This window comes from Streptosporangium sp. OZ121 (genome assembly GCF_051918885.1).
In the GTDB taxonomy this organism is placed as follows: Bacteria; Actinomycetota; Actinomycetes; order Streptosporangiales; family Streptosporangiaceae; genus Streptosporangium.
The window spans coordinates 935,280-955,712 of the sequence record NZ_JBPXMC010000001.1 but is presented as its reverse complement, the minus strand read 5'-3'; the positions used below and the strand labels follow the sequence as shown (position 1 = coordinate 955,712).

The following is a 20,433-nucleotide window of genomic DNA, read 5'->3' as shown; positions in this document are numbered from 1 at the left end:
AACCGTCATCCGGATCTTTCGCGGGAAATCGCCGGTGCCCGGGCTCACAGCCGTACGGTGACCACCAGCCCCCCGCCGGGACGGGGACGGGCCTCGGCGGAGCCGCGGTGGGCCTGGGCGATCGCGCGGACGATGGACAGGCCGAGGCCGGCACCCCCGGCCGAGCCGGTGCGGTCGTGGTCGAGGCGGCGGAACGGCTCGAAGAGGTCCTCGACCCGGCCCGAGGGGACGACGCGGCCGGTGTTCTCCACGGTGACGACGCTTCCCCAGCGGTCGCTGCGGGTGCGCAGGAGGACCAGGGCGCGCTCGTCGTTGTACTTCACGGCGTTGTCCAGCAGGTTGCCGATCATCCGCTCCAGGAGCACCGGGTCACCCTCCGCCGGGGCCGGGCGCAGGTCGGCGGTCGTCTCGGGAACCGAGGCCATCGCGCTCGCCGCGAGCTCGGCGAGGTCCACGGGCAGGCGTTCCGCCGGCTCGCGCTCGCTCTGCGCCAGCAGGAGCAGACCCTCGATCAGCCGCTCCTGGCGGGCGTTGGCGTTCAGCAGCTCGGTACCGACCGTCCTGACCTGCCGGGGCAGCTCGGGGTCGGTCATGGAGACCTGGAGCAGCGCCCGGTTGATCGCCAGGGGGGTGCGCAGCTCGTGGGAGGCGTTGGCGACGAACCTGCGCTGGCTGTCGAAGGCGCGGCTGAGGCGTTCCAGCATGGAGTCGAAGGTGTCGGCCAGGTCCCGGATCTCGTCGCGGGGGCCTCCCAGGGCGATCCGCTCGTGCAGGGTGCTCTCCGACAGGCGGCGGGCCGCCTCGGTCATCGTCTGCAGCGGGGCCATCGCCCGGCGGGCCACGATCCAGCCGATCCCCAGCCCGGCCACCCCGACGATGGCGACCGCCAGCAGGGACCACTGGAGCATCGACCCCATCACGTCCTCGCGGTACTGGGCCCGCGCGTCGCTGACGGCCCGCAGGAAGAGCGTGTCCTTGGGCACCGACATCATGACGGACGGCTGCGCCGACGGTTTCAGGGCCGCCAGCGCCTCCGGAACCCCCTGGATGGTCATCTTCGAGGGCCGGGAGAGCACGTCCCGCACGAACAGGTAGTTGACCCCGACGAGCACGACCCCCACCCCGAAGAACAGGCTGCCGTAGACCAGGGTCAGGCGCAGCCGCACCGAGACGCGCCGCGAGGTCAAAGCCGGTATCCCGACCCGGTCACCGTCTCCACCACCGGCGGGGCGCCGAGCTTCTTGCGCAGGGTCATCACGGTGACCCTGACCGAGTTGGTGAAGTGGCTGATGTTCTCGTCCCATGCCTTCTCCAGGAGGTCCTCGGCGCTGACCAGGCCGCCGTCGGCGCGCATCAGGATTTCCAGCACCGCGAACTCCTTGGGGCTCAGCGCCACGTACCGGCCGTCGCGGAAGACCTCGCGGCGGCCGGGGTCCAGGGTGATGCCCGCCCTGCTCAGCACCGGCGGCACCGACTGGGGAGACCGGCGGGCCAGCGCGCGCAGCCGGGCGACCAGTTCGGGGAAGTCGAAGGGTTTGGTGAGGTAGTCGTCGGCGCCGATCGACAGGCCCTCGACCTTCGAGCGCAGGTCGCCGGCGGCGGTCAGCATGATGATCCTGGCGGGGATCCGGCCGGCCACGAGGCGGCGGCAGACCTCGTCCCCGTGCAGCACCGGCAGGTCCCGGTCCAGCACGATCACGTCGTAGTCGTTGACCGCCGCCCGCTCCAGCGCCGCGTCGCCGTCGTAGACGACGTCCACGGCCATGGTCTCCCGGCGCAGGCCGGTCGCCACGATGTCGGCGAGCACCCGCTCGTCCTCCGCAATGAGCACTCGCATGGGTGTCATCCTGCTTTTCCATGGCTAAACACCGGATAAAGGGTCCCCGGCCCGCGCCGGTCGTACCTGCCCATCCCCGGCTCCCTCCCCCGGGCAAGCGGTGCCGAGGGAGGGGCGCGGGGGAGGGGCGCGGCGTTCAGGCGGTGCTGAGGGCGAGGGTCGGCGACATGCGCGCCGCGCGCATCGCGGGGTAGATCCCCGCGACGGTCCCGACCAGCAAGGTCGCCCCGGCACCGCCCGCCAGGGCCCAGAGGGGAACCACGGCGGGCAGGTCGCCCACGGCCGCGTACCCGACCGTCACCAGCGTCCCCAGCACCGCCCCCGCGGCACCGCCCGCGCCGGACAGCAGCAGCGACTCGGCCAGGAACTGGGCGCGCACCTGGCCCCTGGTGGCGCCGAGCGAGCGCCTCAGGCCGATCTCCCCCCTGCGCTCCAGTACCGAGATGACCATGGTGTTGGCCACCCCCACCCCGCCGACCAGCAGCGCCACCGCGCCGAGGCCGAGCAGCAGGCCGGTGAGAGCCCCGTCGGCCGCCGCCCTGGCCACCAGCGCGTCGGACGGCCGGCTGACCTCCACCTCCTCGGGGTTCTCCGGGTTGACGGTCCTGGGCAGCACCTCCCGTACGTCGCCGACGGCCTCGTCGGCCGAGCGGGTGTAGAGCGTGGTCGGGTGGCCGTCGAAGCCCAGGTGGGTGCGGGCGGCCTCGAAACCGGTCAGTACGGACCGGTCGATCTCCGGGGCGAGCGGCGAGGGGGCCAGCACGCCGACGACCGTCCACCACTGCCTGCCGATCCAGACCTGGTCGCCCACGTCCCGCAGGCCCAGCCGCGAGGCCGCCACCGCTCCGAGCACCACCGCCCGCTGCTCCGCCGTCGCCCTGTTGAGCCAGGCACCTCGCTCGACCCGGGTCTGGAGTGTGGCCGGCAGGTCCGGCGAGGCCGCCCGGACGGCGATCCCGCCGGTGTGCTCCCGGGGGATCGCGGCGGTCCGCCGTACGCTCTCGCCGGTGTCGCCCGTGGCGCTCGCGCTCGTCACGGGGCCGATCCCGGCGGCCATGGCGACCGACCTCTCGGGCAGCGTGGCCGTGTCGCCGAAGAGGGTCCGGCCGGGGGTGACGGTGAGCAGGTTCGTACCGAGCCGGTCGAGCTCGTCGAGGAGCCTGGCCTTGCTGGAGGAGGAGATCCCGACGACCGAGACCATGGTGGCGACGCCGAGCGCGATGCCGAGCGCCGACAGCACCACCCGTCCCGGCCGGGTCCGCAGCCCGGACGCCCCCACCCGCAGCAGGTCCGCCCAGCCGAGCCGCCCCGGCGCCAGGTCACGCCCGGTCCCGGCGCTCATACGGTGCCTCCTGTGCTCTCCGTGCTCCCCGCGCGGGTCACGCCGGGAGACCGCTCGTCGGCGACGATCACACCGTCGCGCAGCCTGACGCGGCGCGGGGCGGCGGCGGCCACCTCCTCGTCGTGGGTGATGATCGCCACGGTGGTGCCGGAGGCGTTGAGCTCGCGCAGGATCGCCAGCACGTCCTGGCCGGAGGAGGTGTCGAGGTTTCCCGTCGGCTCGTCGGCCAGCAGCAGCGACGGTCCTCCGGCCACCGCCCTGGCCACCGCGACCCGCTGGCACTCGCCACCGGACAGCTCGTGCGGCCGGTGGGCCAGCCGGTGCCCGAGACCGACGCGCCCGAGCGCTTCGGCGGCCCGTTCCCGCCGTTCCCGGCGCGGGGTGCCGCCGTACAGCATCCCGTCGGCGACGTTGTCGAGCGCGCTGACCCCGGCGGCCAGGTGGAACCGCTGGAAGACGAAGCCGATGTGCCGGGCGCGCAGCGCGGACAGCTCCCTGTCGGGAAGCGTTCCGGCGTCGTGCCCGGCGATGCGGACGGTCCCGGCCGAGGGGCGGTCGAGAGTGCCGATCAGGTGGAGCATGGTGGACTTTCCCGACCCCGAGGGGCCGACGATGGCGACGAGCTCGCCCTCGTCCACGCGCAGGTCCACACCCCGCAGGGCGCGCACCCCGCCCGGGTAGCTCTTCTCCGCCCCCGACAGCTCGATCACCGGCCGTCGCCCGGCCCGCACGGCGGGGTTCCGGGAGGCGGGGGCCTGCGCGGCGGGGCTCTGTGAGACGGGGTCCTGCGCCGCCCGGTCCTGTGCCGCCCGGTCCTGTGCGGCCCGGTCCTGTGCGGCCCGGTCCTGTGCGGCGGGGTGCCGGGAGGCCGGATCCTGTGCGGCGGGGAGAGACGGTCGTTCGAGGTTCCGGCTCATGACCGCGGGACCTCGGCCTTCATGCCCTCGGCGAGACCGCTCCCCGAGACCTCGACGCGGCCCGCCGCGAACAGGCCGGTCTCGACCGGGACGATCCTGCCACCCGCCAGGCGCAGGCCGTACCCGCCCTCGCGCAGGGCGAGCAGGGCCTCGACCGGTACCGACAGCACGTCTGCGCGCCGCTCGCTGCGGAGGTTCACCGTCACGGGGGCCTGGTCGAGGCGGCCGAGGTCGCCGGGGTCGTCCAGGGTGACGTCGAGGTCGACGGTGGACTCGCCGGTCGGCTGCCCGTTCTGTCGCACGGGCTCGGCGACCGTGCCGACCGAGGTGATCCGGCCCCTGCCCTCGCCGCCGCCCGGCAGCTCCACCGTCACCCGGGCGCCGATCTTGGCGAGCCGCTGGTCGCCGGAGTCGAGGTCGACGTGGACGACCCTGCGGGTGCTCGTCGTGGTCACCACGGACCGGCCGGCCGCGGTCCCGGCCTCCGCGACCACCTCGGCGATCCTGACCGGGCCCGAGGCGACCACGACCTGCGCCGCGCCGACCGTGCCGGTCTCGGCCAGGCCCGCCTCCTCCTGCCACTCCCGTACGGCTCGCTCGGTCCGCCAGGAGAAGTCTCCGTCGACGGTCCCGGGGTCGTGGCCGAGGGCTTTGAGGTTGCGTTCCAGCTGCTCGACGTCCTTGCCGCCGGTCCCGGAGGACAAAGTGCGGTATATCGGTATATCGCCGTACATGAGGATCACCGGTCTGCCGTCCACCCGGTAGAGCCAGCCGCCCCGGCGCACGACGGCGCCCGCCTTCCTGACCCGGGTCACCGTTCCGGGGGCGTGGTTGGGCAGCTCCCTGCGGCCCGCGTAGCCGAGCATGCCGTCCACCGCCTTGGTGTCCACCAGATCCGAGCGGGTGATCTCGGCCACCGGCGCCGGGGCCGCAGAGGCGGCGGCCGGGGCCCCGTCCTGGCCGGTCAGCGCGACCGCCGTCACGCCTCCCGCGCCGAGGAGGACCGCCGCGGCCGTCCCGGCGAGGACCGCGCCCCGCCTCACGGCCGCCTCCCGAGACCGCCGGGCAGGTGCTCCTGGCAGGCGTCGATCGCCTTCCTCGTCCGCGGCGACTGCGGGTCCATCCCCTCGCCCCCTATGCGGACCGGCCCCCCCGAGAAGTCGGGGTCCAACATGTCGACCCCGTTCTCCCGCATGCACCGGGCGAACCTCAGGAGGGCGTCCTGAGTCTTCGGGTCGTTCAGCATTTTCTTTCCGGAACCGATCGGATTGTATTTCCGGCAAGCATCCGATGCCTTTTTCAGGGTCGCGTCATCGGTTTTACCACGCAGCATCACGTTGCCGCCGCCCGGTTCCGGATCGGGCATGTCGACCCCGTTCTCCCGCATGCACTGGGCGAATTTCAGCCCGTCGGCCTGCGACGACGCGGAAGACGACGCGGAAGACGACGCGGAAGGGGTGGCCGAGGCGGCCGTTTCCCCAGCGGAGGCGACCTTCGCGCCCTCCGCCTGCCCGCACCCGGCCAGCGTCGCCAAAGAGATGAGCGCCGCCGCTGTCACGTATTTTTTCATCGCCGTTCCCTTCGCATGGGAACAGGTATAGCGAAGACCCTGTTAAACATTCCTTAAGCGAATCCGCTTAACTCGCCTTTACGTCCGCCGTCCGGTGGAGGAGGGTGATCGCCGCCGTCCGGGTGTGTGATGTTCCGGCAAAGCGCAGGGGTGAGGGGTTCGCGGTGCCGGAGATCAGACCGTTGCGGCCGGGGGACCCGCCGCGACTGGGGAAGTACGCGCTCAGGGGCAGGCCGGGGGAGGGCGGGCAGGGGGTCGTCTACCTCGGGGAGTCCGAGGACGGCGAGCGCGCCGCCGTCAAGCTGCTGCACGTGCGCTTCACCGAGGAGACCCACGCGCGCTCCCGCTTCGCCCGCGAGCTGGCGGCGGCCCGCAAGGTGGCCGCCTTCTGTACCGCCCGGGTGCTCGCCGCCGACCTCCAACGTCATGCTCGCCACGGACGGCCCCCGCGTCGTCGACTTCGGCATCGCGAAGATCATCGACGAGAGCGGGACGATCACCACCCGCGCGGTCGGCACCCCCGCCTACATGGCGCCCGAACAGATCGCCGGAGAGCGGGTGGGGTTTCCCGCCGACGTGTTCGCCTGGGGCTCGACCATCCTCTTCACCGCCACGGGCAAGGCTCCCTTCGGGAGCGACACGATCGTGGCGACGCTCAACCGGGTCATCAACCACGAGGCCGACCTGAGCGGCCTGCCCGACGGGCTGCGCGAGGTCGTCGCCGCCTGCCTGCACAAGGACCAGAGGCTCCGGCCCACCTCGGACGTGCTGAGGATCGACACGCTGAAGGACCTGCGCGGCAAGAGGATCTGCCTGTCACCGGGTCAGACCACGGGCACGATGATCCGCGAGAGGGGCGTCGACTTCGTCGACGTACGGGGGCTCGACCCCGCGCAGCGCGCGTCCCAGGCGGCCGACGGCAGCGCCGACGCCATGGTCGGCGACGACCTGCTGATCGCCGGCTTCGGCGCCCGGCTGCGCGACGTCAAGGTCGAGGTCGCCGGGCTCAGGCTCACCACCGAGAGGTACGGCGTCGCGCTCAGGTCCGGAGACCCCGCGGCGTGCCGGAAGATCAACGAGGTGATCACCTCGATGTACGTGGACGGGACCATGGAGCGCCTGCTCGAAGAGCACCTGGGCAGGGTCGGCTTCCGCTTCGAGACCGCGCGACCCCGCGGGGAGATCTGCCGAGTCCGCCGTTCCGAGACCAGGCCGTTCCGCCCGGAGACCTGCTGAGGCCCGGCGGGGATCCGCCGGGCGTCTCCCGGGAAGTCGCGTCACGAGCCGGTGCAGACGACCCCCCTGTCCGGGACCTTCCCATCGATCAGGTAGGCGTCGATCGCCTTCTTGACGCACGCGTCACCGGACAGGTAGGCGCCGTGTCCCTCGCCCTTGTAGGTCACCAGCACGCCCGTCCTGAGCTCCGCCGTCAGCTTCGGTGCCCACTCGTACGGCGTGGCGGGGTCGCCGGTGCCGCCGACCACCAGGATCGGCGCCGAGCCCGTGGCGTTGATCCGCCTGGCCTCGTCGCTGCCGGGGACCGGCCACATCGAGCAGATCAGGCCCATTCCCGCGCCGCCGAACAGCGGGGAGACCTTCAGCGTCTCGTCCTCCAGCGCGTTCAGCTGCTCGGGGGTGGGCCGCTCCGCGGTGTCCACGCAGCTGATCGCGGGGAAGCTGCTCATGAGCGTCGTGTAGCTCCCGTCGGGCTGGCGGCCGCTGTAGCTGTCGGACAGCGCCAGCAGGATCCGCCCGTCGCCCTTCGCCGCCTGGCTCAGCGCCTGGTCCAGCAGCGGCCAGGTCATCTTCGAGTACAGCGCGGCGGCGATGCCGGTGCCCGCCAGCCCCTGCGTCAGGAGGCGCTTGCCGACCTTGAGCGGCTTGTCGTTCAGCTCGTCCATGAGCTTCATGACGTTCTTGTCGGCGATGGTCGCGTCACTGCCGATCTCGCACTCGCGGGGCTGCTTCACGCAGTCCTTCAGGAAGGCCTCGTAGGCGTGCTGGAACCCCTTCGTCTGGACCATCGTGCGCGTCGCCAGGGTGACGCTCGGGTCCAGCGGGGCGTCCAGCACGAACCGGCCCACGTTCTTCGGGAACCTGGTCGCGTAGACCGCACCGAGCTGCGTCCCGTACGAGATGCCGAAGTAGTCCAGTTGCTTCTCGCCCAGGGCCGCGCGGAGGCGGTCCATGTCCGCGGCGGCGTTCACGGTGCCGATGTAGGGCAGCAGCCTGCCCGAGGTCTGCTGGCAGGCCGTCACGAACTCCTTGGTGGTCTCCCGGCTCCTGGCGCGCTCGGCCTCGTTGGCGGGCAGGGTGTCCATCGCGGTGAACCGCTCTATCACCGCGCTGTCCCCGCACCTGACACCGGCGCTGCGGCCGACCCCGCGCGGGTCGAAGCTGACCAGGTCGTAGCGGCTGTTCAGGGTGGTGAAGGCCTTGGCGGCCTGGCTCATGGTGTCGACGCCCGAGGCGCCGGGTCCGCCGAAGTTGAAGACCAGCGAGCCGATCCGCCTGCCGGGGTCCGTGGCCTTGACGCGGATGACGGCGATCTCGATGGACTCGCCGTCCGGTCTGGCGTAGTCGAGCGGGACCTTGAGCCTCCCGCACTGCTGGGCGGTGTCCTGCTTGGAGGGGGTCTCACCGCCGGGCCGCTTGATGTCGGTGCACGGGCCCCAGGCGATCGTCTCCGCGGGGGTGGCCGTCGTCGGGGAGGCGACCGGTCCGGAGGTGTCCGAGACGGCACCGCCCTCGACGGTCCCGCCTCCGCCGGCACCGTCCCCGCCGGTGCCGCCGCCGCAGGCGGAGAGCACGGTCGACAGGGCCGTGACCGTCGCGGCCACTCTAAGGATTCTTGCCATGGAACAGCTCTCCCCTGGAATCGTTCGCCGGGGGGAGCGATTAACACTAACCGGGCGGGCCCTCCATGGAAAAGGAGAACCCGCCCGGGGACGATCAAACTCCCATGGACTGGGTGTCGTTGCTCTCGGCGCCCGCGGCCTCGGTCACGCCGTTCTTCAGGTGGTACATGGAGATGGCGTCGCCAAGCACCTCCTGGTCGAGCTCGCCCCGGTTGACCAGCTGGGTGAGCACCGCCAGGGTGATCGAGGCCGCGTCCACGTGGAAGTGGCGGCGCAGCGCCGACCGGGTGTCCGACAGGCCGAAGCCGTCGGTGCCGAGCGAGCTCCAGTCACCGGGAACCCACTGGGCGATCTGGTCCTGGACCGCCCGCATGTAGTCGCTCACGCCCACGAACGGCCCCTGGGCCCCCGACAGCGCCTGCGTGACGTACGGCACGCGCTTCTCGGCGTCGGGGTTGAGCATGTTGTGCTCCTCGGCGGCGAGCGCGTCGCGGCGCAGCTCCGCCCAGGAGGTGGCCGACCACACCTCGGCCGCCACGCCCCAGTCCTCGGCCAGCATCCGCTGGGCCTCCATGGCCCACGGCCCGGCCACGCCGGACGAGAGGATGTTGGCCTTCGGCCCGGACACGGACGGAGCCGGAGCGAACCTGTACAGGCCCTTGAGCAGGCCCGCCACGTCCAGGTCCGCGGGCTCGGCGGGCTGGAGGTAGGGCTCGTTGTAGACGGTCAGGTAGTAGAAGACGTTCTCCGGCTCCTCGCCGTACATCCTCCGCAGGCCGTCCTTGATGATGTGGGCCACCTCGAACCCCCACGACGGGTCGTAGGAGATCGCCGCCGGGTTCGTCGAGGCGATCAGCGGGGTGTGGCCGTCCTCGTGCTGCAGTCCCTCGCCGTTCAGCGTGGTGCGGCCGGCGGTGGCGCCGAGCAGGAAGCCCCGGCCCATCTGGTCGGCGAGCTGCCACATCTGGTCGGCGGTGCGCTGCCAGCCGAACATCGAGTAGAAGATGTAGATCGGGATCATGTGCTCGCCGTGCGTGGCGTACGACGAGCCGACCGCGATCGTGGAGGCCATCGAGCCCGACTCGCTGATGCCCTCGTGCAGGATCTGACCCTCGGTCGACTCCTTGTACGACAGCAGCAGCTCGCGGTCGACCGCCTCGTACGTCTGACCGTGCGGCGAGTAGATCTTCGCCGTCGGGAAGATCGCGTCGAGACCGAAGGTGCGCGCCTCGTCCGGGATGATCGGCACGAACCGGTGGCCGATCTCCTTGTCGCGCATGAGGTCCTTGAGCAGGCGGACGAACGCCATGGTGGTGGCGACGTTCTGCTTGCCGGAGCCCTTCTTCAGCTGCGCGTAGGCGGCGTCGCCGGGAAGCGTGACCGGCTTGGCGCGCGTCACGCGCTTGGGCAGGAAACCGCCCAGAGCCGCGCGCCGCTCCTTCATGTACTGGATCTCGGGGTCGTTCTCGCCCGGGTGGAAGTACGGGGGGAGGTCGCCCTCGAGGGCGGAGTCGGGGATCGGCAGGTAGAGCCGGTCGCGGAACTCCTTCAGGTCGGCCTTCGACATCTTCTTCATCTGGTGCGTCGCGTTGCGCGCCTCGAAGTCCTTGCCGAGAGTCCAGCCCTTGATGGTCTGGGCGAGGATGACCGTCGGCTGGCCGACGTGCTCGCGGGCCGCCTTGTAGGCCGCGTACACCTTGCGGTAGTCGTGGCCGCCGCGCGACAGCTTGCGGATGTCCTCGTCCGACAGGTGCTCGACCATCTTGCGCAGGCGCGGGTCGTCACCGAAGAAGTTCTCGCGGATGTATCCGCCGGTCTCGACGGAGTACGTCTGGAACTGGCCGTCGGGGACGGTGTTCATCTTGTTGACCAGCACGCCGTCGACGTCGGCCGCCAGCAGCGGGTCCCAGTCGCGGCCCCAGACGACCTTGATGACGTTCCAGCCGGCGCCCCTGAAGTAGGACTCCAGCTCCTGGATGATCTTGCCGTTGCCGCGCACCGGGCCGTCGAGGCGCTGCAGGTTGCAGTTGATGACGAAGGTGAGGTTGTCGAGCTCCTCGCGGGCCGCCAGGCCGATCGCGCCGAGCGACTCGGGCTCGTCCATCTCGCCGTCGCCGAGGTAGCACCAGACGTGGCTGCGGCTGGTGTCCTTGATCTTCCGGTTCAGCAGGTAGCGGTTGAACCGGGCCTGGTAGATCGCCCCGATCGGGCCGAGACCCATGGAGACCGTGGGGAACTCCCAGAAGTCGGGCATCAGGCGCGGGTGGGGGTAGGAGGGCAGGCCCTTGAACCCGTGCGAGAGCTCCTGCCGGAAGGCGTCGAGCTGCCCCTCGTTGAGGCGGCCCTCCAGGAAGGCGCGGGCGTAGATGCCCGGCGCGGCGTGGCCCTGGAAGAAGACCTGGTCGCCGGACTCGCCGTGATCCTTGCCGCGGAAGAAGTGGTTGAAACCCACCTCGTAGAGGGACGCGGCGGAGGCGTAGGTGGCGATGTGCCCACCGACGTTGGTGCGGGCGTTGGCCCGGGTCACCATCACGGCCGCGTTCCAGCGCGTGTAGGCGCGGATCCGGCGCTCGACGTACTCGTCGCCGGGGAACCAGGGCTCGCGCTCCGGCGGGATGGTGTTGATGTAGTCGGTGCTGCGCAGGCCGGGCACCCCGACCTGGTGTTCGCGGGCGCGCTCCAAGAGCCGGAGCATCAGATAACGGGCCCGAGTGCGACCTTCCGTCTTTATGACGTTGTCGAGCGACTCGAGCCACTCCTGGGTCTCGCTGGGGTCGACATCAGGAAGCTGGCTGGGTAGGCCGTCGCTGATGATCGAGAAACGCTGGCGTCCGGAAGCCACTGGGTCTCGCCTTCCGAGGATGGACTTTTGTCTGGTGTAGGTCGTCTTCCATCCTGGTCGCTTACCCCGGAAAGTGCATCTCTACTTACCGGTAACCAGGAGATCCCTGCTGGCAGTGATACGAAAGTGGCCTAGACCACCGATGGTAGGACGAATCACCACCAAAGGTTACATCGAGGTTCCCCCTTTTTTACAGGTTCCCGTACCCCTGGGAATCCGGGACCCGCCGTCTCGCCTGTCCTGTCGCCTGTTCTGTGAGGTCCTCCGGGGCTCCAGGGGGCTCCGTGAGGTCCCCCGGGAAGCATCGCGAGGTCCTCCCGGGAACTCCGTGAGGTCCTCGCAGAAGCTCCGTGAGGTCCTTACGGAAGCTCCGTGAGGCTCTCCAGGGAGCGGAGGGTGCCCTCCCGCCGCCGCGCGACATGCCCGGACATCGTGGTCGAGACCCTCACTTGTATGCAACGTACGATCCTCCCCCGAAGTGCCCTTCCTGGCACCTCCCGCACCGGCTTTCGCCCTGTTTCCCGCTACTTTCCCGTTACCTCTTCGGGTTGAAGGCCGGCCGCGGCTCCCTGTGAAGATCGGCCGCGGCGGGATCGGGCTCGCCGTCCCGTGGCTCTCCCCTTGGTTTTCTCACGGTTTTCCTCGCGCAGGGAGTGCGGAGGAAGCAAGGAGGGGGTGGGGATGAGGGCAGGGGTGGGCCCCGGACCGCGGTGCTGCGTGCCGAACTGGTAACGATTCGCCCACCGGCCGGGAGCGGTCCGCGGCCGGCGCCGGGACGGGAAGGCCACGCGCCACTGCCCAGGTCGCCCTCGATCGCGGCGAGACCCCTGTCCGGCGAGTCCTCGCCGACCGGAGCCGACCGTCGTGGCGTCGGCGGCGGCCGTAGCGCGAGGCCGTCGTCGGACCCCGTGGCCCGACATGTCACATCCGGCCGGGACATCCTGCAACCGCACCCCGGCTTTCTCCTGTCGGAGGAACGGTCCAGGCGCGGACATTCCGGGAACCGGACACGGCGATCTTGCCGCCGTGCCGGCAGGGGATCGGGCGGCGGCGGGGACCACCCGTCGCCCCCAGGACCGGGTGCGGTCGTCATCGCAGCTCACGATGGATCGTAGGATCGGTATGTGAGATCTCAGACGATCGAGGTGGTAACGGGTTCCCGGGAACGGGTGCACGACATCACCTCCGAGTGCGAGAGCTTCGTCCGGTCATGTGGGGGCGACGGCCTGTTGAACGTCTTCGTGCCCCACGCGACCGCGGGGGTCGCGCTGCTGGAACTGGGCTCAGGCAGCGACGACGATCTGCTCGCGGCCCTGGAGGGTCTGCTTCCGGCCGACGACAGATGGAGGCATGCGCACGGATCACGAGGGCATGGACGGTCGCATGTCATGCCCGCCCTCATTCCGCCGTACGCCACCGTCCCGGTTCTCTCCGGGCGGCTCGCGCTGGGAACCTGGCAGTCCATCGCCGTGGTGGATCTCAACGTCGACAATCTGGAACGCCAGGTCCGTTTGTCATTTTTGTCGGACTAATTCATACGTAGCCCAGTCGTTGCCGTGGCGACCGTTGACGACTGAGGGTCACAGCGTGTGGACTGTGCCGAAGCACTCTGAGCACCGTGTGATTGCGGGGCCATTCAAGCAGGAGGGACAAACGTGAGCGCGACCGCGGGTCAGGCGCAGGGCGAACGCGGCCTGGCCGAACGACTCGGCCTCAAGCCGGGTCAGGTGGTGCAGGAGGTCGGATGGGATGAGGACACCGACGACGATCTGCGCGACTCCATCGAGGAGCTGACCGGTAACGAGCTGGTCGATGAAGACTTCGAGGACGTCGTCGACGTCGTGCTGCTCTGGTGGCGTGACGGTGACGGCGATCTGTTCGACGCCCTGAGCAGCGTGGTGACCAACCTCACCGACGGCGGCCAGATCTGGCTGCTCACTCCCAAAGCCGGCCGGGACGGGCACGTGGAGCCGAGCGACATCGGGGAAGACGCGACCACTGCGGGTCTTTCGCAGACCAGCAGCATCAGTGCCGCTCCCGACTGGTCGGGGACGCGTCTGGCGACGCCCAAGGCGCGCCGCTAAGGGTCCGCCCTGCCGTACGGCTCACGCGGGCCGTACGGCAGGATGATGACGCCTGCCGTCAGTCGAGGAAAGGAGCCCCGATCATGGCGATCGAGGTGGGTGGCCAGGCTCCCGACTTCGAGCTGAGGGACCAGCACGGCACCCCGGTCAAGCTTTCCGAGCATCGGGGCAAAAAGATCGTGCTGATCTTCTACCCTTTCGCCTTCAGCGGCGTCTGCGGCAACGAACTTGACGCCGTCCGCGACGAGTTCGGCGCCGACATGCCGGAAGACATTAAAATTCTTACGATTTCAGTTGATTCAATCTTCGCTCACCGCGCGTGGGCGGATCAGCGAGGCTACGCCTTCTCACTGCTCTCCGACTTCTGGCCGCACGGACAGGTCGCGCGGGCATACGGTGTATTCGACGACGAGAAGGGCTGCGCGGGACGCGGGACCTTCGTCATCGACGGCGAGGGTGTGGTCCGCTGGCGTGTCGTGAACCCGGTTTCGCGGGCCCGCGATGTCGCCGAGTACCGCAAGGCGCTCGCCGAACTTCCCTAAGCGGTGATCCGGCGGACGCCCGCTCGCGAGGTGCCTGCCGGTCCGACCTCTCGGAGGCGATCATGCCCTGCTTCTCCTGCGGGGCCAGGCAGACCGACCCGATCCGTGGTGCCAGTCCGTGGACGCGCGGAGTGCGCGACGAGACACAGGTGCTGATCTGCCCGGACTGCCGGCGCACCCACGAAGCCGACCTCGACACGTGCTCCTCGTGCGGCTCCGTCGCACTCATCTGCCGGTTGGGCGAGGTGGAGTGCCGCTCCTGCGGCTCGGTACGTCCGGCGCGAGGCGACGGCAGCCTGGCCGCCTCCTACGCGCCCGGCCTGGCCGACGAGGTGGAGGCCGCCCTGGCCAGGGTCCTGCGCCGGGTCCCCTGAGGACCCACCCGGCCCGGCCGTTCCCGGAGCCGTCCGGGCGCGCATCGGGCACGGGCGTGTCCCGGTCAGACGGGGCGGATCCCCGGGCGATGGACGGCCCGCCGGGGTCGCCCGCCTGCCCGCCCGTACGGGGGAGATCCCTCCATTCCGGCGTGCCCGGCGTGCGCTAGTGTCGGGCTCGGTCCCGCCCCTTCGACCCGCTGGATAGGTGCATGAGCTCCTTCGTTGTGGCCCTTGACGTCGGTGGAACGTCGATGAAGGGCGGCCTCGTCACCCGTTCCGGCGAGATCCTCCGCACCGACCGGCGCGCCACCCCGCGCGACAGGGGGCCGGCGGCCGTCATCGCGACGATCCGGTCCTTCATCGACGACCTCGCAGCCGCGGGAGGCGGCACTCCCGAGGGGGTCGGTCTCGCCGTACCCGGCCTGGTCACCGCCGAGGCGGCTCTCTACTCCGCCAACATCGGCTGGCGCGACATCCCGGCGACGGATCTCGTCCCGCTGGACGTTCCCGTCATGCTCGGGCACGACGTCCGCACCGGTGGTCTCGCCGAGAGCGTCCTCGGTGCGGGCCGCGAGCTCTCCGACTTCCTGTTCCTACCCATCGGCACCGGTATCGCAGGTGCCACGATCCTGCACGGCGAGCCGTACGGCGGGAGTGAGGGATGGGGTGGCGAGATCGGCCACATCCCGGTCTTCCCGGAGGGCGAACCGTGCGCCTGCGGCCAGATCGGCTGTCTGGAGACCTACGCCTCCGCCTCCGCCGTGGCCCGCCGCTACTCCACCCGCGCCGCCGCCTCTTCTCCCGGCGCCCCCGGTTCCCCTGCCCTTCCCCCCTCCACCGGCACCTCACCCGCCGCCGTCCCGGTAACCGCTGAGCGGGTCGCCGCCCTGACCGCCTCCGGTGACCCGCTCGCCACGGAGATCTGGGGAGACGCGGTCGAGGCGCTCTCCCTCGCCCTGGCCACCTACACGCTTCTCCTCGACCCCTCCGCCATCGTTCTCGGCGGCGGCCTCGCCGAAGCGGGCACCCTCCTCTCCGCCCCCTTGGCCGAACGGCTCCAGCAACGCCTCGCCTTCCGCCAGGCCCCACCCCTGCGCCACGCCGCCCTCGGCGTGTCCGCCGGAATGCTCGGCGCGGCCCTCCTCGGCTGGCGCGCGGCCGGCTTCACCGACGCGGGAACCACGTGGTCTCTCGATGTACTGAAGTCCCCCCGGGTGGCGTAAAGTGTTATCCCGTCTGTCCAACGGGATTCCCCGGGCGCTTAGCTCAGCGGTAGAGCGCTCGCCTTACAAGCGAGATGTCACTGGTTCGAACCCAGTAGTGCCCACCACAAGGCTCTGACCTGCGTTAATAGGTCAGAGCCTCTCATGTTTTCAGAAGATATGCGTGTTTCATCACTTGGCGATCGCTCGCCAAATCAGCGAGTTACGTTGGCTGGAGCCAGCTTTCTCCCCTCGAAGGGACTGCTCTGTCGCCCATGACCAGATCAGGTCGCCTCTTCTGATCATGCTTTGGGAGGATGAGCCCGATGCACGGAAAGTAGGCGACCTACACTTGTAGGTATGAGCGTCATGCGTGAGGAACTGCATCACCTGGTAGATCAGCTGCCGGAGGCGGAGCTCCGTCCGGCCCTGGAGCTCATCCGCGGTCGCTTGGGTGAGCCTGAGTCAAGTGAGCGCGATCTTCCGTTCTTCGCGTCGTTCGAGGCCGCCTCCGATCTCGCTGAGCGGCACGAAGAGATCCTCCGCTCGGAGTGGGGCCGCTGAGGTGCTCCTGTGTGACACGGGTGTTCTTCTCGCCGCAGGTAACGTGAAGGACCAACATCACCGGGCGTGTCTGAGACTCCTCCGGCAGGCGGAAGGTCCACTGCTCGTTCCCTCGCCGGTGATGGGCGAGGTGGGCTATCTGCTCGACTCTCGTGTGGGGCCGCAGGCTGAGGTGACGTTCCTCAAGTCGTTCGGCGGTAACGGCTTTCACGTGGCCGAGTTGAAGGATGAGGACTTGCCGCGCATGGCGCAGCTCGTCGAGACCTACCTCGATCTGCCGTTGGGGCTCGTCGACTCGGCAGTGATCACCATCGCTGAACGCCTCGGGCTGAAGGAGATCGCCACGGTGGATCATCGACATTTCAGGGTCGTCCGACCTCGCCACATATCGGCGTTCAGGCTGCTGCCTGATTGATCCGAGATGCCGTACCTGAGTGACTGACTGGGTGACAACGACCACGGACGGGCCTGGACAACGGTGGACGGGTGTGGACCGTACGCCCAGGTCAGGGCTTGTATCGGTCCTGGTCGCGACCCCGTTCGGATCGCCTTACAAGCGAGATGTCACTGGTTCGAACCCAGTAGTGCCCACCAGTAAGCAGTGCCCACCAGGCAAAACGTCCCTCCTCTCGCCTTGGAGCCAGAGCGAGAGTGACTGCTGGGTGACTAACTCTTGAAGACTTCGCCTAATGCCTCCGTGCCTGTAGGTGTGCCACTCTGATCTACTTGCGATATGCAGTCTTCGTGATGACCGCGTTGCGATGATCGACGAGGTACGAGGTGTTCTCGACGGGACGTTGGGCCAGGTCGGGCTGAGCGAACACGGCGAAGGCGCACCCACAAGCATTGTGGTCGGTCGGCATGGAGGGTCTCCGATCGCGTCCTCACCTGGGGACAGTCGATCGCTCGGGCGACTCCGACAAGATCCCTTCTCTCGGCCACTCATGATTCCTGCCTCAAGATCTCCACATCAAGAGGAGAGGGAGGTCTTGTTGCGCTGGCAATACGCTGAGTTGTCAAAGCTCCTCTTGGATCAACATAAGAAATTTATTATGCTTGAGTGAACTGGCAGATAGTGATCGTTCCAGAGGTCCGTGACTGGCTTCACGAGCTACGGAAGGTGGATCGGCAGACGCTCTTGCTGATCGCTGCGGCCTTGGATCGGGTGGCCGAGGAAGGTCCCGGTCTGGGGCGGCCCTTGGTGGACACGCTTCATGGATCGACCATCCGTAACCTTAAGGAGCTGAGGCCTGGATCCAGCGGGCGGAGCGAGGTGCGCATGCTCTTCGTCTTCGACCCTTGGCGCCAAGCTGTGTTCTTGGTCGCCGGAGACAAATCCGGCGACTGGAGCGGGTGGTATGACGTGGCGATCAAAACGGCAGAGGTGCGTTTTGCCCGGTACCTCAAGGAGAGGGAGCGATGAGCGATCAGGCGGTGACATGGGAGGAACTACGTGCCGAACTTGTTCAGCCCGGTGATGAGCAAGAGGTTGCCCAACTCCGAGATGGGCTCGTAGCTCGCCAGCGCGCCTACCAACTCGCTGAAGCCAGACGCAAGCTTGGCCTGCGACAGGAGGATGTCGCTCAGGCGATGGGCGTGTCACAGGCCCGCGTCTCACAGATCGAGAGCGGAGTGATCAGCGAAGTGGCCACCCTGGCCGCTTACGTGACGGCGCTCGGAGGTCAGCTCAAGATCGTGGCCGACTTCGGAGACTCGGCCATGGTGCTCGATACGCCTCGCGGTCGACGTACGGGGTGATCGTGCTCACGATGGATGCCGTGGTTCCGGTGTTCTTCTCTGCCTTGCGGGCTTTCACGTTGCTGCCGCGCCGCCTGGTCGCGTCTCGTATCTGAGTGACCAACTGGGTGACAACGACCCCGGACGGGGGCGGACAACGGTGGACGGCCGTGGACCGTACGCCCAGGGCAGGACTGGTATCGGCCCTGGTCGCGCCCCCGTTCGGATCGCCTTACAAGCGAGATGTCACTGGTTCGAACCCAGTAGTGCCCACCACATGCCCTTGGCCTGCTAAGACAGGTCAAGGGCTTTGCTTTTCGGTCGAACCCTCTCTGCCGCATCGTTCGGTCACACCTCGCTTAGGTAGTCGGGCCGTATGTGAGCGCGCACCTGTGCTGTTCCGCTCTTGGCGATTCAGGCAGGGGAAGGTAGGTTCCATGCCCGTCGCCATCGGCAATGACTCGCTACCCTCAGTAAGGTGCCTGGGTGGAGGGAGTCTCAGTTGCGCAAACCGTATGGTTTTGAGATCGAGCCGGAGGTTCGCGAGTGGCTCGACAACCTAAGCGACACCGACTTTAAGCGCGTCGACGAGGTGGCCGGTCTACTGGCGGAGAAAGGGGCCGAGCTTGGCGGTCCATGGTCGGATCACCTGGAAGGGCCGGTCTGGGAACTGCGTGTTCGGTTGCGTGATGTTGCAGCTCGGGTGACGTACTGGTGTACTCCGGGTAGGACGATCGTGTTGCTCACGGTTTTTCGTAAGACGAAGCAGCATGATCAGCGGCAGATCGACAGGGCGGTCCGGGCGCAGAAAATCTGTGAACGCGACCACCATGGGCCGGTGGCCGAGATCTATGAGAGGCAGGCGTGATGACTGGTTATCACACCCGCTGGGTGCGGCCTGAACCCTCGGTTGAGGATCCCGAACGGATCATGATTCGAGAGGCGTTGGCCTTCGGTAAGGCTTTGTACGACCGGCGTAGCGCGCTTGGACTGACCGTGGCGGAGCTGGCTGAGCGTGCGGGCATGACCGAGGACGAGATCGAGTGCATCGAGGAAGGTGGGACCGCGCCGACGGTCGCCTTGCTGCGGCATCTGGCCGCGGCGCTGAACGCTGATGTTCGTCTTACCTCCGGTCATGATCTGGGTTCGGTCTGGTTCGAGCCACACGCGGCCTGATCGATGGACACTGGTCACCTGGTGCGTAAGATCTCACTCGCTGTTGGTGTGCTGTGGGACACCAAGATCAGCCCTGATGGCAGGACGCGTAGAGAGTGGTGTGCCTCGACTCCACCGAACTCGGGGTACATCAAAGCCTCCATCAATCCCGGCGCGGTTCAGTGTTCTTCCCCCCTTGTGGACTTTCGCGTTGCTGCCTGCCGTGCTTGAGTGACCAACCGGGTGACAACGCCGTGGGACGGGGCCGGACGCCAGTGGACGGGCATGGATCGTACACCCAGGTCAGGCCGGTATCAGCTCTGGTCGCGCCCCCGCTCGGATCGCTTTACAAGCGAGATGTCACTGATTCGAACCCAGTAGTGCCCACCAGCCAGAACGCCCCGTACCCGATCTTCGGAACGGGGCGTGAGTGACCGACTTCCGAAGATGTCGTCCATGGCCTTGGCGCCCTGCATCAGCATGGGCCGGATCTGCTTCCTGCGGACGGCCTCGGTGGCCACCGTGTTCCGGTGGCCGACCAGGCGTGAGATGTCCACGATGGCTGGGCGTCACCTCGGAGGCTGTGCAGGTTTCGTTGAGATTCCATGCACTGAGCGGTTGCGACACCGCGATGCTGTCATGATCTCGGTGGCACCTCAGCGATGGGATCTGCGATGTCTGCTCGCTCACTCGTACTGCTGGCCGCCTCGCTCTGCGCGGGCGGCCTCGCGGCCCTGGTGTACTTCCATGACTCTGACCTGGTGCTCTTGAGGGAACATCTGAACCATCCGTTCGCGCTCGGTCTGCTGGCATGCCTCCTGATGGCGCTGGCCGCCGTCAGACTGCGATGGATGTGGCTGCGCGTCGTGATCGTCGTCCTTGCCGGGCTGGGCGCGAGTGCCGCGCTGTTCGGGGGGTGGGTCTCTCTTACGTTCGCCTCTACCAAGGAGGTCGGCTTCATCGACGGACCGGCCCCGTACAGGATCCGGCTCCAGCAGTCGCTGGCGGGTCTCGGGCCGGACACGGTGATGTGGCTCAGTGTCCGTAGGGATGGCGGGTTGCTCAGCAAGGAGTGGGATCTTGGCTGCTTCAACGACGACGTCCCTGATGACGCCTTTGATTCGGTCAGGTGGACAGGGCAGAGTTCGCTTGAGATGCGGGCAGTCGACGGGCGAACATTCCGCGTAGTCTTGGATCCCGCCTCGGGCCGGCCCCAGACCACTACCGCCCTCAATTGTTGACAGCGGCTCGACAAGCAACGCAGTTGGAAGTGGGCTGTCGGCTAATCGACCGGGGAAGGACGCGATCGCGTCAGCCGAGGGCGGACGGTTTCCGCGTTGTGGAGTGCGCCGGATACCGCAGCCCGGCCGTCGGCTCGGAACCAGGTTCGGCGGCGAACAGGTCCA

At 68.6% G+C, this 20,433-nt stretch carries 22 protein-coding genes and 1 tRNA gene; 14 read left to right on the top strand and 9 right to left on the bottom strand.

Features of this window, described 5'->3' with window-relative positions:
- Positions 1 to 44: 44 nt before the first annotated feature.
- The 6 genes from ACTOQ1_RS04475 to ACTOQ1_RS04450 form a co-directional block, all read right to left on the bottom strand.
- Positions 45 to 1,187 (bottom strand): sensor histidine kinase, encoded by a 1,143-nt coding sequence (locus tag ACTOQ1_RS04475; RefSeq protein WP_440064609.1) that lies wholly within the window; start codon positions 1,185 to 1,187, stop codon positions 45 to 47.
- A complete protein-coding gene (locus ACTOQ1_RS04470) occupies positions 1,184 to 1,837 on the bottom strand; it encodes a response regulator transcription factor (protein ID WP_362681917.1) in 654 nt (217 codons plus the stop codon). The genes ACTOQ1_RS04475 and ACTOQ1_RS04470 overlap by 4 nt, the downstream gene beginning before the upstream one ends.
- A 136-nt stretch (positions 1,838 to 1,973) precedes the next feature.
- Positions 1,974 to 3,179, bottom strand: coding sequence for an ABC transporter permease (locus ACTOQ1_RS04465; protein WP_440064607.1), 1,206 nt, complete (start codon positions 3,177 to 3,179; stop codon positions 1,974 to 1,976).
- Positions 3,176 to 4,096, bottom strand: a complete 921-nt coding sequence (locus tag ACTOQ1_RS04460; protein ID WP_440064606.1) for an ABC transporter ATP-binding protein — start codon at positions 4,094 to 4,096, stop codon at positions 3,176 to 3,178. The genes ACTOQ1_RS04465 and ACTOQ1_RS04460 overlap by 4 nt, the downstream gene beginning before the upstream one ends.
- A complete protein-coding gene (locus ACTOQ1_RS04455; RefSeq protein WP_440064604.1) occupies positions 4,093 to 5,139 on the bottom strand; it encodes a peptidoglycan-binding protein in 1,047 nt (348 codons plus the stop codon). The genes ACTOQ1_RS04460 and ACTOQ1_RS04455 overlap by 4 nt, the downstream gene beginning before the upstream one ends.
- The gene (locus tag ACTOQ1_RS04450) at positions 5,136 to 5,666 is read right to left on the bottom strand and encodes a hypothetical protein (protein ID WP_440064602.1); all 531 of its coding nucleotides are present in this window, start codon (positions 5,664 to 5,666) and stop codon (positions 5,136 to 5,138) included. Before ACTOQ1_RS04450 ends, ACTOQ1_RS04455 begins: the two co-directional genes overlap by 4 nt.
- A 426-nt stretch (positions 5,667 to 6,092) precedes the next feature.
- On the opposite strand from ACTOQ1_RS04450, the gene ACTOQ1_RS04445 reads away from it, so the two are divergent.
- Positions 6,093 to 6,902: a protein kinase domain-containing protein gene (locus ACTOQ1_RS04445; protein ID WP_440064601.1), complete on the top strand. Its 810-nt coding sequence runs from the start codon at positions 6,093 to 6,095 to the stop codon at positions 6,900 to 6,902.
- Between the two features lie 41 nt (positions 6,903 to 6,943).
- On the opposite strand, the gene ACTOQ1_RS04440 is transcribed toward ACTOQ1_RS04445, so the two are convergent.
- The gene (locus ACTOQ1_RS04440; RefSeq protein ID WP_440064599.1) at positions 6,944 to 8,524 is read right to left on the bottom strand and encodes an alpha/beta hydrolase; all 1,581 of its coding nucleotides are present in this window, start codon (positions 8,522 to 8,524) and stop codon (positions 6,944 to 6,946) included.
- Positions 8,525 to 8,618: 94 nt separating this feature from the next.
- Positions 8,619 to 11,366 carry a pyruvate dehydrogenase (acetyl-transferring), homodimeric type gene (aceE, locus tag ACTOQ1_RS04435; protein ID WP_440064598.1) on the bottom strand — a complete coding sequence of 916 codons (2,748 nt, stop codon included), beginning with the start codon at positions 11,364 to 11,366 and terminating at the stop codon, positions 8,619 to 8,621.
- Between the two features lie 1,124 nt (positions 11,367 to 12,490).
- Here aceE and ACTOQ1_RS04430 point away from each other — a divergent pair.
- The 12 genes from ACTOQ1_RS04430 (at position 12,491) to ACTOQ1_RS04375 (ending at position 19,048) form a co-directional block, all read left to right on the top strand.
- Positions 12,491 to 12,898 (top strand): secondary thiamine-phosphate synthase enzyme YjbQ, encoded by a 408-nt coding sequence (locus tag ACTOQ1_RS04430; RefSeq protein WP_329084204.1) that lies wholly within the window; start codon positions 12,491 to 12,493, stop codon positions 12,896 to 12,898.
- A gap of 123 nt (positions 12,899 to 13,021) precedes the next feature.
- Complete coding sequence (locus tag ACTOQ1_RS04425) at positions 13,022 to 13,450, top strand: DUF3052 domain-containing protein (protein WP_329084203.1); 429 nt, start codon at positions 13,022 to 13,024, stop codon at positions 13,448 to 13,450.
- Between the two features lie 83 nt (positions 13,451 to 13,533).
- A complete protein-coding gene (locus ACTOQ1_RS04420) occupies positions 13,534 to 13,992 on the top strand; it encodes a peroxiredoxin (RefSeq protein WP_440064597.1) in 459 nt (152 codons plus the stop codon).
- A gap of 131 nt (positions 13,993 to 14,123) precedes the next feature.
- The gene (locus tag ACTOQ1_RS04415; RefSeq protein WP_440064596.1) at positions 14,124 to 14,366 is read left to right on the top strand and encodes a hypothetical protein; all 243 of its coding nucleotides are present in this window, start codon (positions 14,124 to 14,126) and stop codon (positions 14,364 to 14,366) included.
- A gap of 212 nt (positions 14,367 to 14,578) precedes the next feature.
- Positions 14,579 to 15,592, top strand: a complete 1,014-nt coding sequence (locus ACTOQ1_RS04410; protein WP_440064594.1) for an ROK family protein — start codon at positions 14,579 to 14,581, stop codon at positions 15,590 to 15,592.
- 32 nt (positions 15,593 to 15,624) lie between these two features.
- Positions 15,625 to 15,699 (top strand) — tRNA-Val (locus tag ACTOQ1_RS04405).
- Between the two features lie 232 nt (positions 15,700 to 15,931).
- Positions 15,932 to 16,135: a hypothetical protein gene (locus ACTOQ1_RS04400; protein WP_362851602.1), complete on the top strand. Its 204-nt coding sequence runs from the start codon at positions 15,932 to 15,934 to the stop codon at positions 16,133 to 16,135.
- Positions 16,041 to 16,550: a type II toxin-antitoxin system VapC family toxin gene (locus ACTOQ1_RS04395; RefSeq protein ID WP_440064593.1), complete on the top strand. Its 510-nt coding sequence runs from the start codon at positions 16,041 to 16,043 to the stop codon at positions 16,548 to 16,550. Before ACTOQ1_RS04400 ends, ACTOQ1_RS04395 begins: the two co-directional genes overlap by 95 nt.
- A gap of 645 nt (positions 16,551 to 17,195) precedes the next feature.
- Positions 17,196 to 17,558: a type II toxin-antitoxin system RelE/ParE family toxin gene (locus ACTOQ1_RS04390; protein WP_350977175.1), complete on the top strand. Its 363-nt coding sequence runs from the start codon at positions 17,196 to 17,198 to the stop codon at positions 17,556 to 17,558.
- Entirely contained in the window at positions 17,555 to 17,893 is a 339-nt protein-coding gene (locus tag ACTOQ1_RS04385; protein WP_440064592.1) for a helix-turn-helix domain-containing protein, read from the top strand. Before ACTOQ1_RS04390 ends, ACTOQ1_RS04385 begins: the two co-directional genes overlap by 4 nt.
- 481 nt (positions 17,894 to 18,374) lie before the next feature.
- A complete protein-coding gene (locus ACTOQ1_RS04380) occupies positions 18,375 to 18,740 on the top strand; it encodes a type II toxin-antitoxin system RelE/ParE family toxin (RefSeq protein ID WP_440064591.1) in 366 nt (121 codons plus the stop codon).
- Positions 18,740 to 19,048 (top strand): helix-turn-helix domain-containing protein, encoded by a 309-nt coding sequence (locus ACTOQ1_RS04375; RefSeq protein ID WP_440064777.1) that lies wholly within the window; start codon positions 18,740 to 18,742, stop codon positions 19,046 to 19,048. The genes ACTOQ1_RS04380 and ACTOQ1_RS04375 overlap by 1 nt, the downstream gene beginning before the upstream one ends.
- A gap of 293 nt (positions 19,049 to 19,341) precedes the next feature.
- Here the strand turns inward: ACTOQ1_RS04375 and ACTOQ1_RS04370 are convergent, their stop codons facing one another.
- Complete coding sequence (locus tag ACTOQ1_RS04370; protein WP_440064589.1) at positions 19,342 to 19,584, bottom strand: hypothetical protein; 243 nt, start codon at positions 19,582 to 19,584, stop codon at positions 19,342 to 19,344.
- Between the two features lie 117 nt (positions 19,585 to 19,701).
- On the opposite strand from ACTOQ1_RS04370, the gene ACTOQ1_RS04365 reads away from it, so the two are divergent.
- Positions 19,702 to 20,268, top strand: a complete 567-nt coding sequence (locus ACTOQ1_RS04365) for a hypothetical protein (RefSeq protein WP_440064588.1) — start codon at positions 19,702 to 19,704, stop codon at positions 20,266 to 20,268.
- The last annotated feature ends 165 nt before the right edge of the window (positions 20,269 to 20,433 follow it).

What these genes read in the sequence shown, in the direction of transcription:
- ACTOQ1_RS04470 (WP_362681917.1), bottom strand. Translation starts at nt 1,837, where the DNA reads ATGCGAGTGCTCATTGCGGAGGACGAGCGGGTGCTCGCCGACATCGTG.
- ACTOQ1_RS04465 (WP_440064607.1), bottom strand. Translation starts at nt 3,179, where the DNA reads ATGAGCGCCGGGACCGGGCGTGACCTGGCGCCGGGGCGGCTCGGCTGG.
- ACTOQ1_RS04460 (WP_440064606.1), bottom strand. Translation starts at nt 4,096, where the DNA reads ATGAGCCGGAACCTCGAACGACCGTCTCTCCCCGCCGCACAGGATCCG.
- ACTOQ1_RS04450 (WP_440064602.1), bottom strand. Translation starts at nt 5,666, where the DNA reads ATGAAAAAATACGTGACAGCGGCGGCGCTCATCTCTTTGGCGACGCTG.
- ACTOQ1_RS04445 (WP_440064601.1), top strand. Translation starts at nt 6,093, where the DNA reads ATGCTCGCCACGGACGGCCCCCGCGTCGTCGACTTCGGCATCGCGAAG.
- ACTOQ1_RS04440 (WP_440064599.1), bottom strand. Translation starts at nt 8,524, where the DNA reads ATGGCAAGAATCCTTAGAGTGGCCGCGACGGTCACGGCCCTGTCGACC.
- ACTOQ1_RS04420 (WP_440064597.1), top strand. Translation starts at nt 13,534, where the DNA reads ATGGCGATCGAGGTGGGTGGCCAGGCTCCCGACTTCGAGCTGAGGGAC.
- ACTOQ1_RS04410 (WP_440064594.1), top strand. Translation starts at nt 14,579, where the DNA reads ATGAGCTCCTTCGTTGTGGCCCTTGACGTCGGTGGAACGTCGATGAAG.
- ACTOQ1_RS04400 (WP_362851602.1), top strand. Translation starts at nt 15,932, where the DNA reads ATGAGCGTCATGCGTGAGGAACTGCATCACCTGGTAGATCAGCTGCCG.
- ACTOQ1_RS04385 (WP_440064592.1), top strand. Translation starts at nt 17,555, where the DNA reads ATGAGCGATCAGGCGGTGACATGGGAGGAACTACGTGCCGAACTTGTT.
- ACTOQ1_RS04375 (WP_440064777.1), top strand. Translation starts at nt 18,740, where the DNA reads ATGACTGGTTATCACACCCGCTGGGTGCGGCCTGAACCCTCGGTTGAG.
- ACTOQ1_RS04365 (WP_440064588.1), top strand. Translation starts at nt 19,702, where the DNA reads ATGTCTGCTCGCTCACTCGTACTGCTGGCCGCCTCGCTCTGCGCGGGC.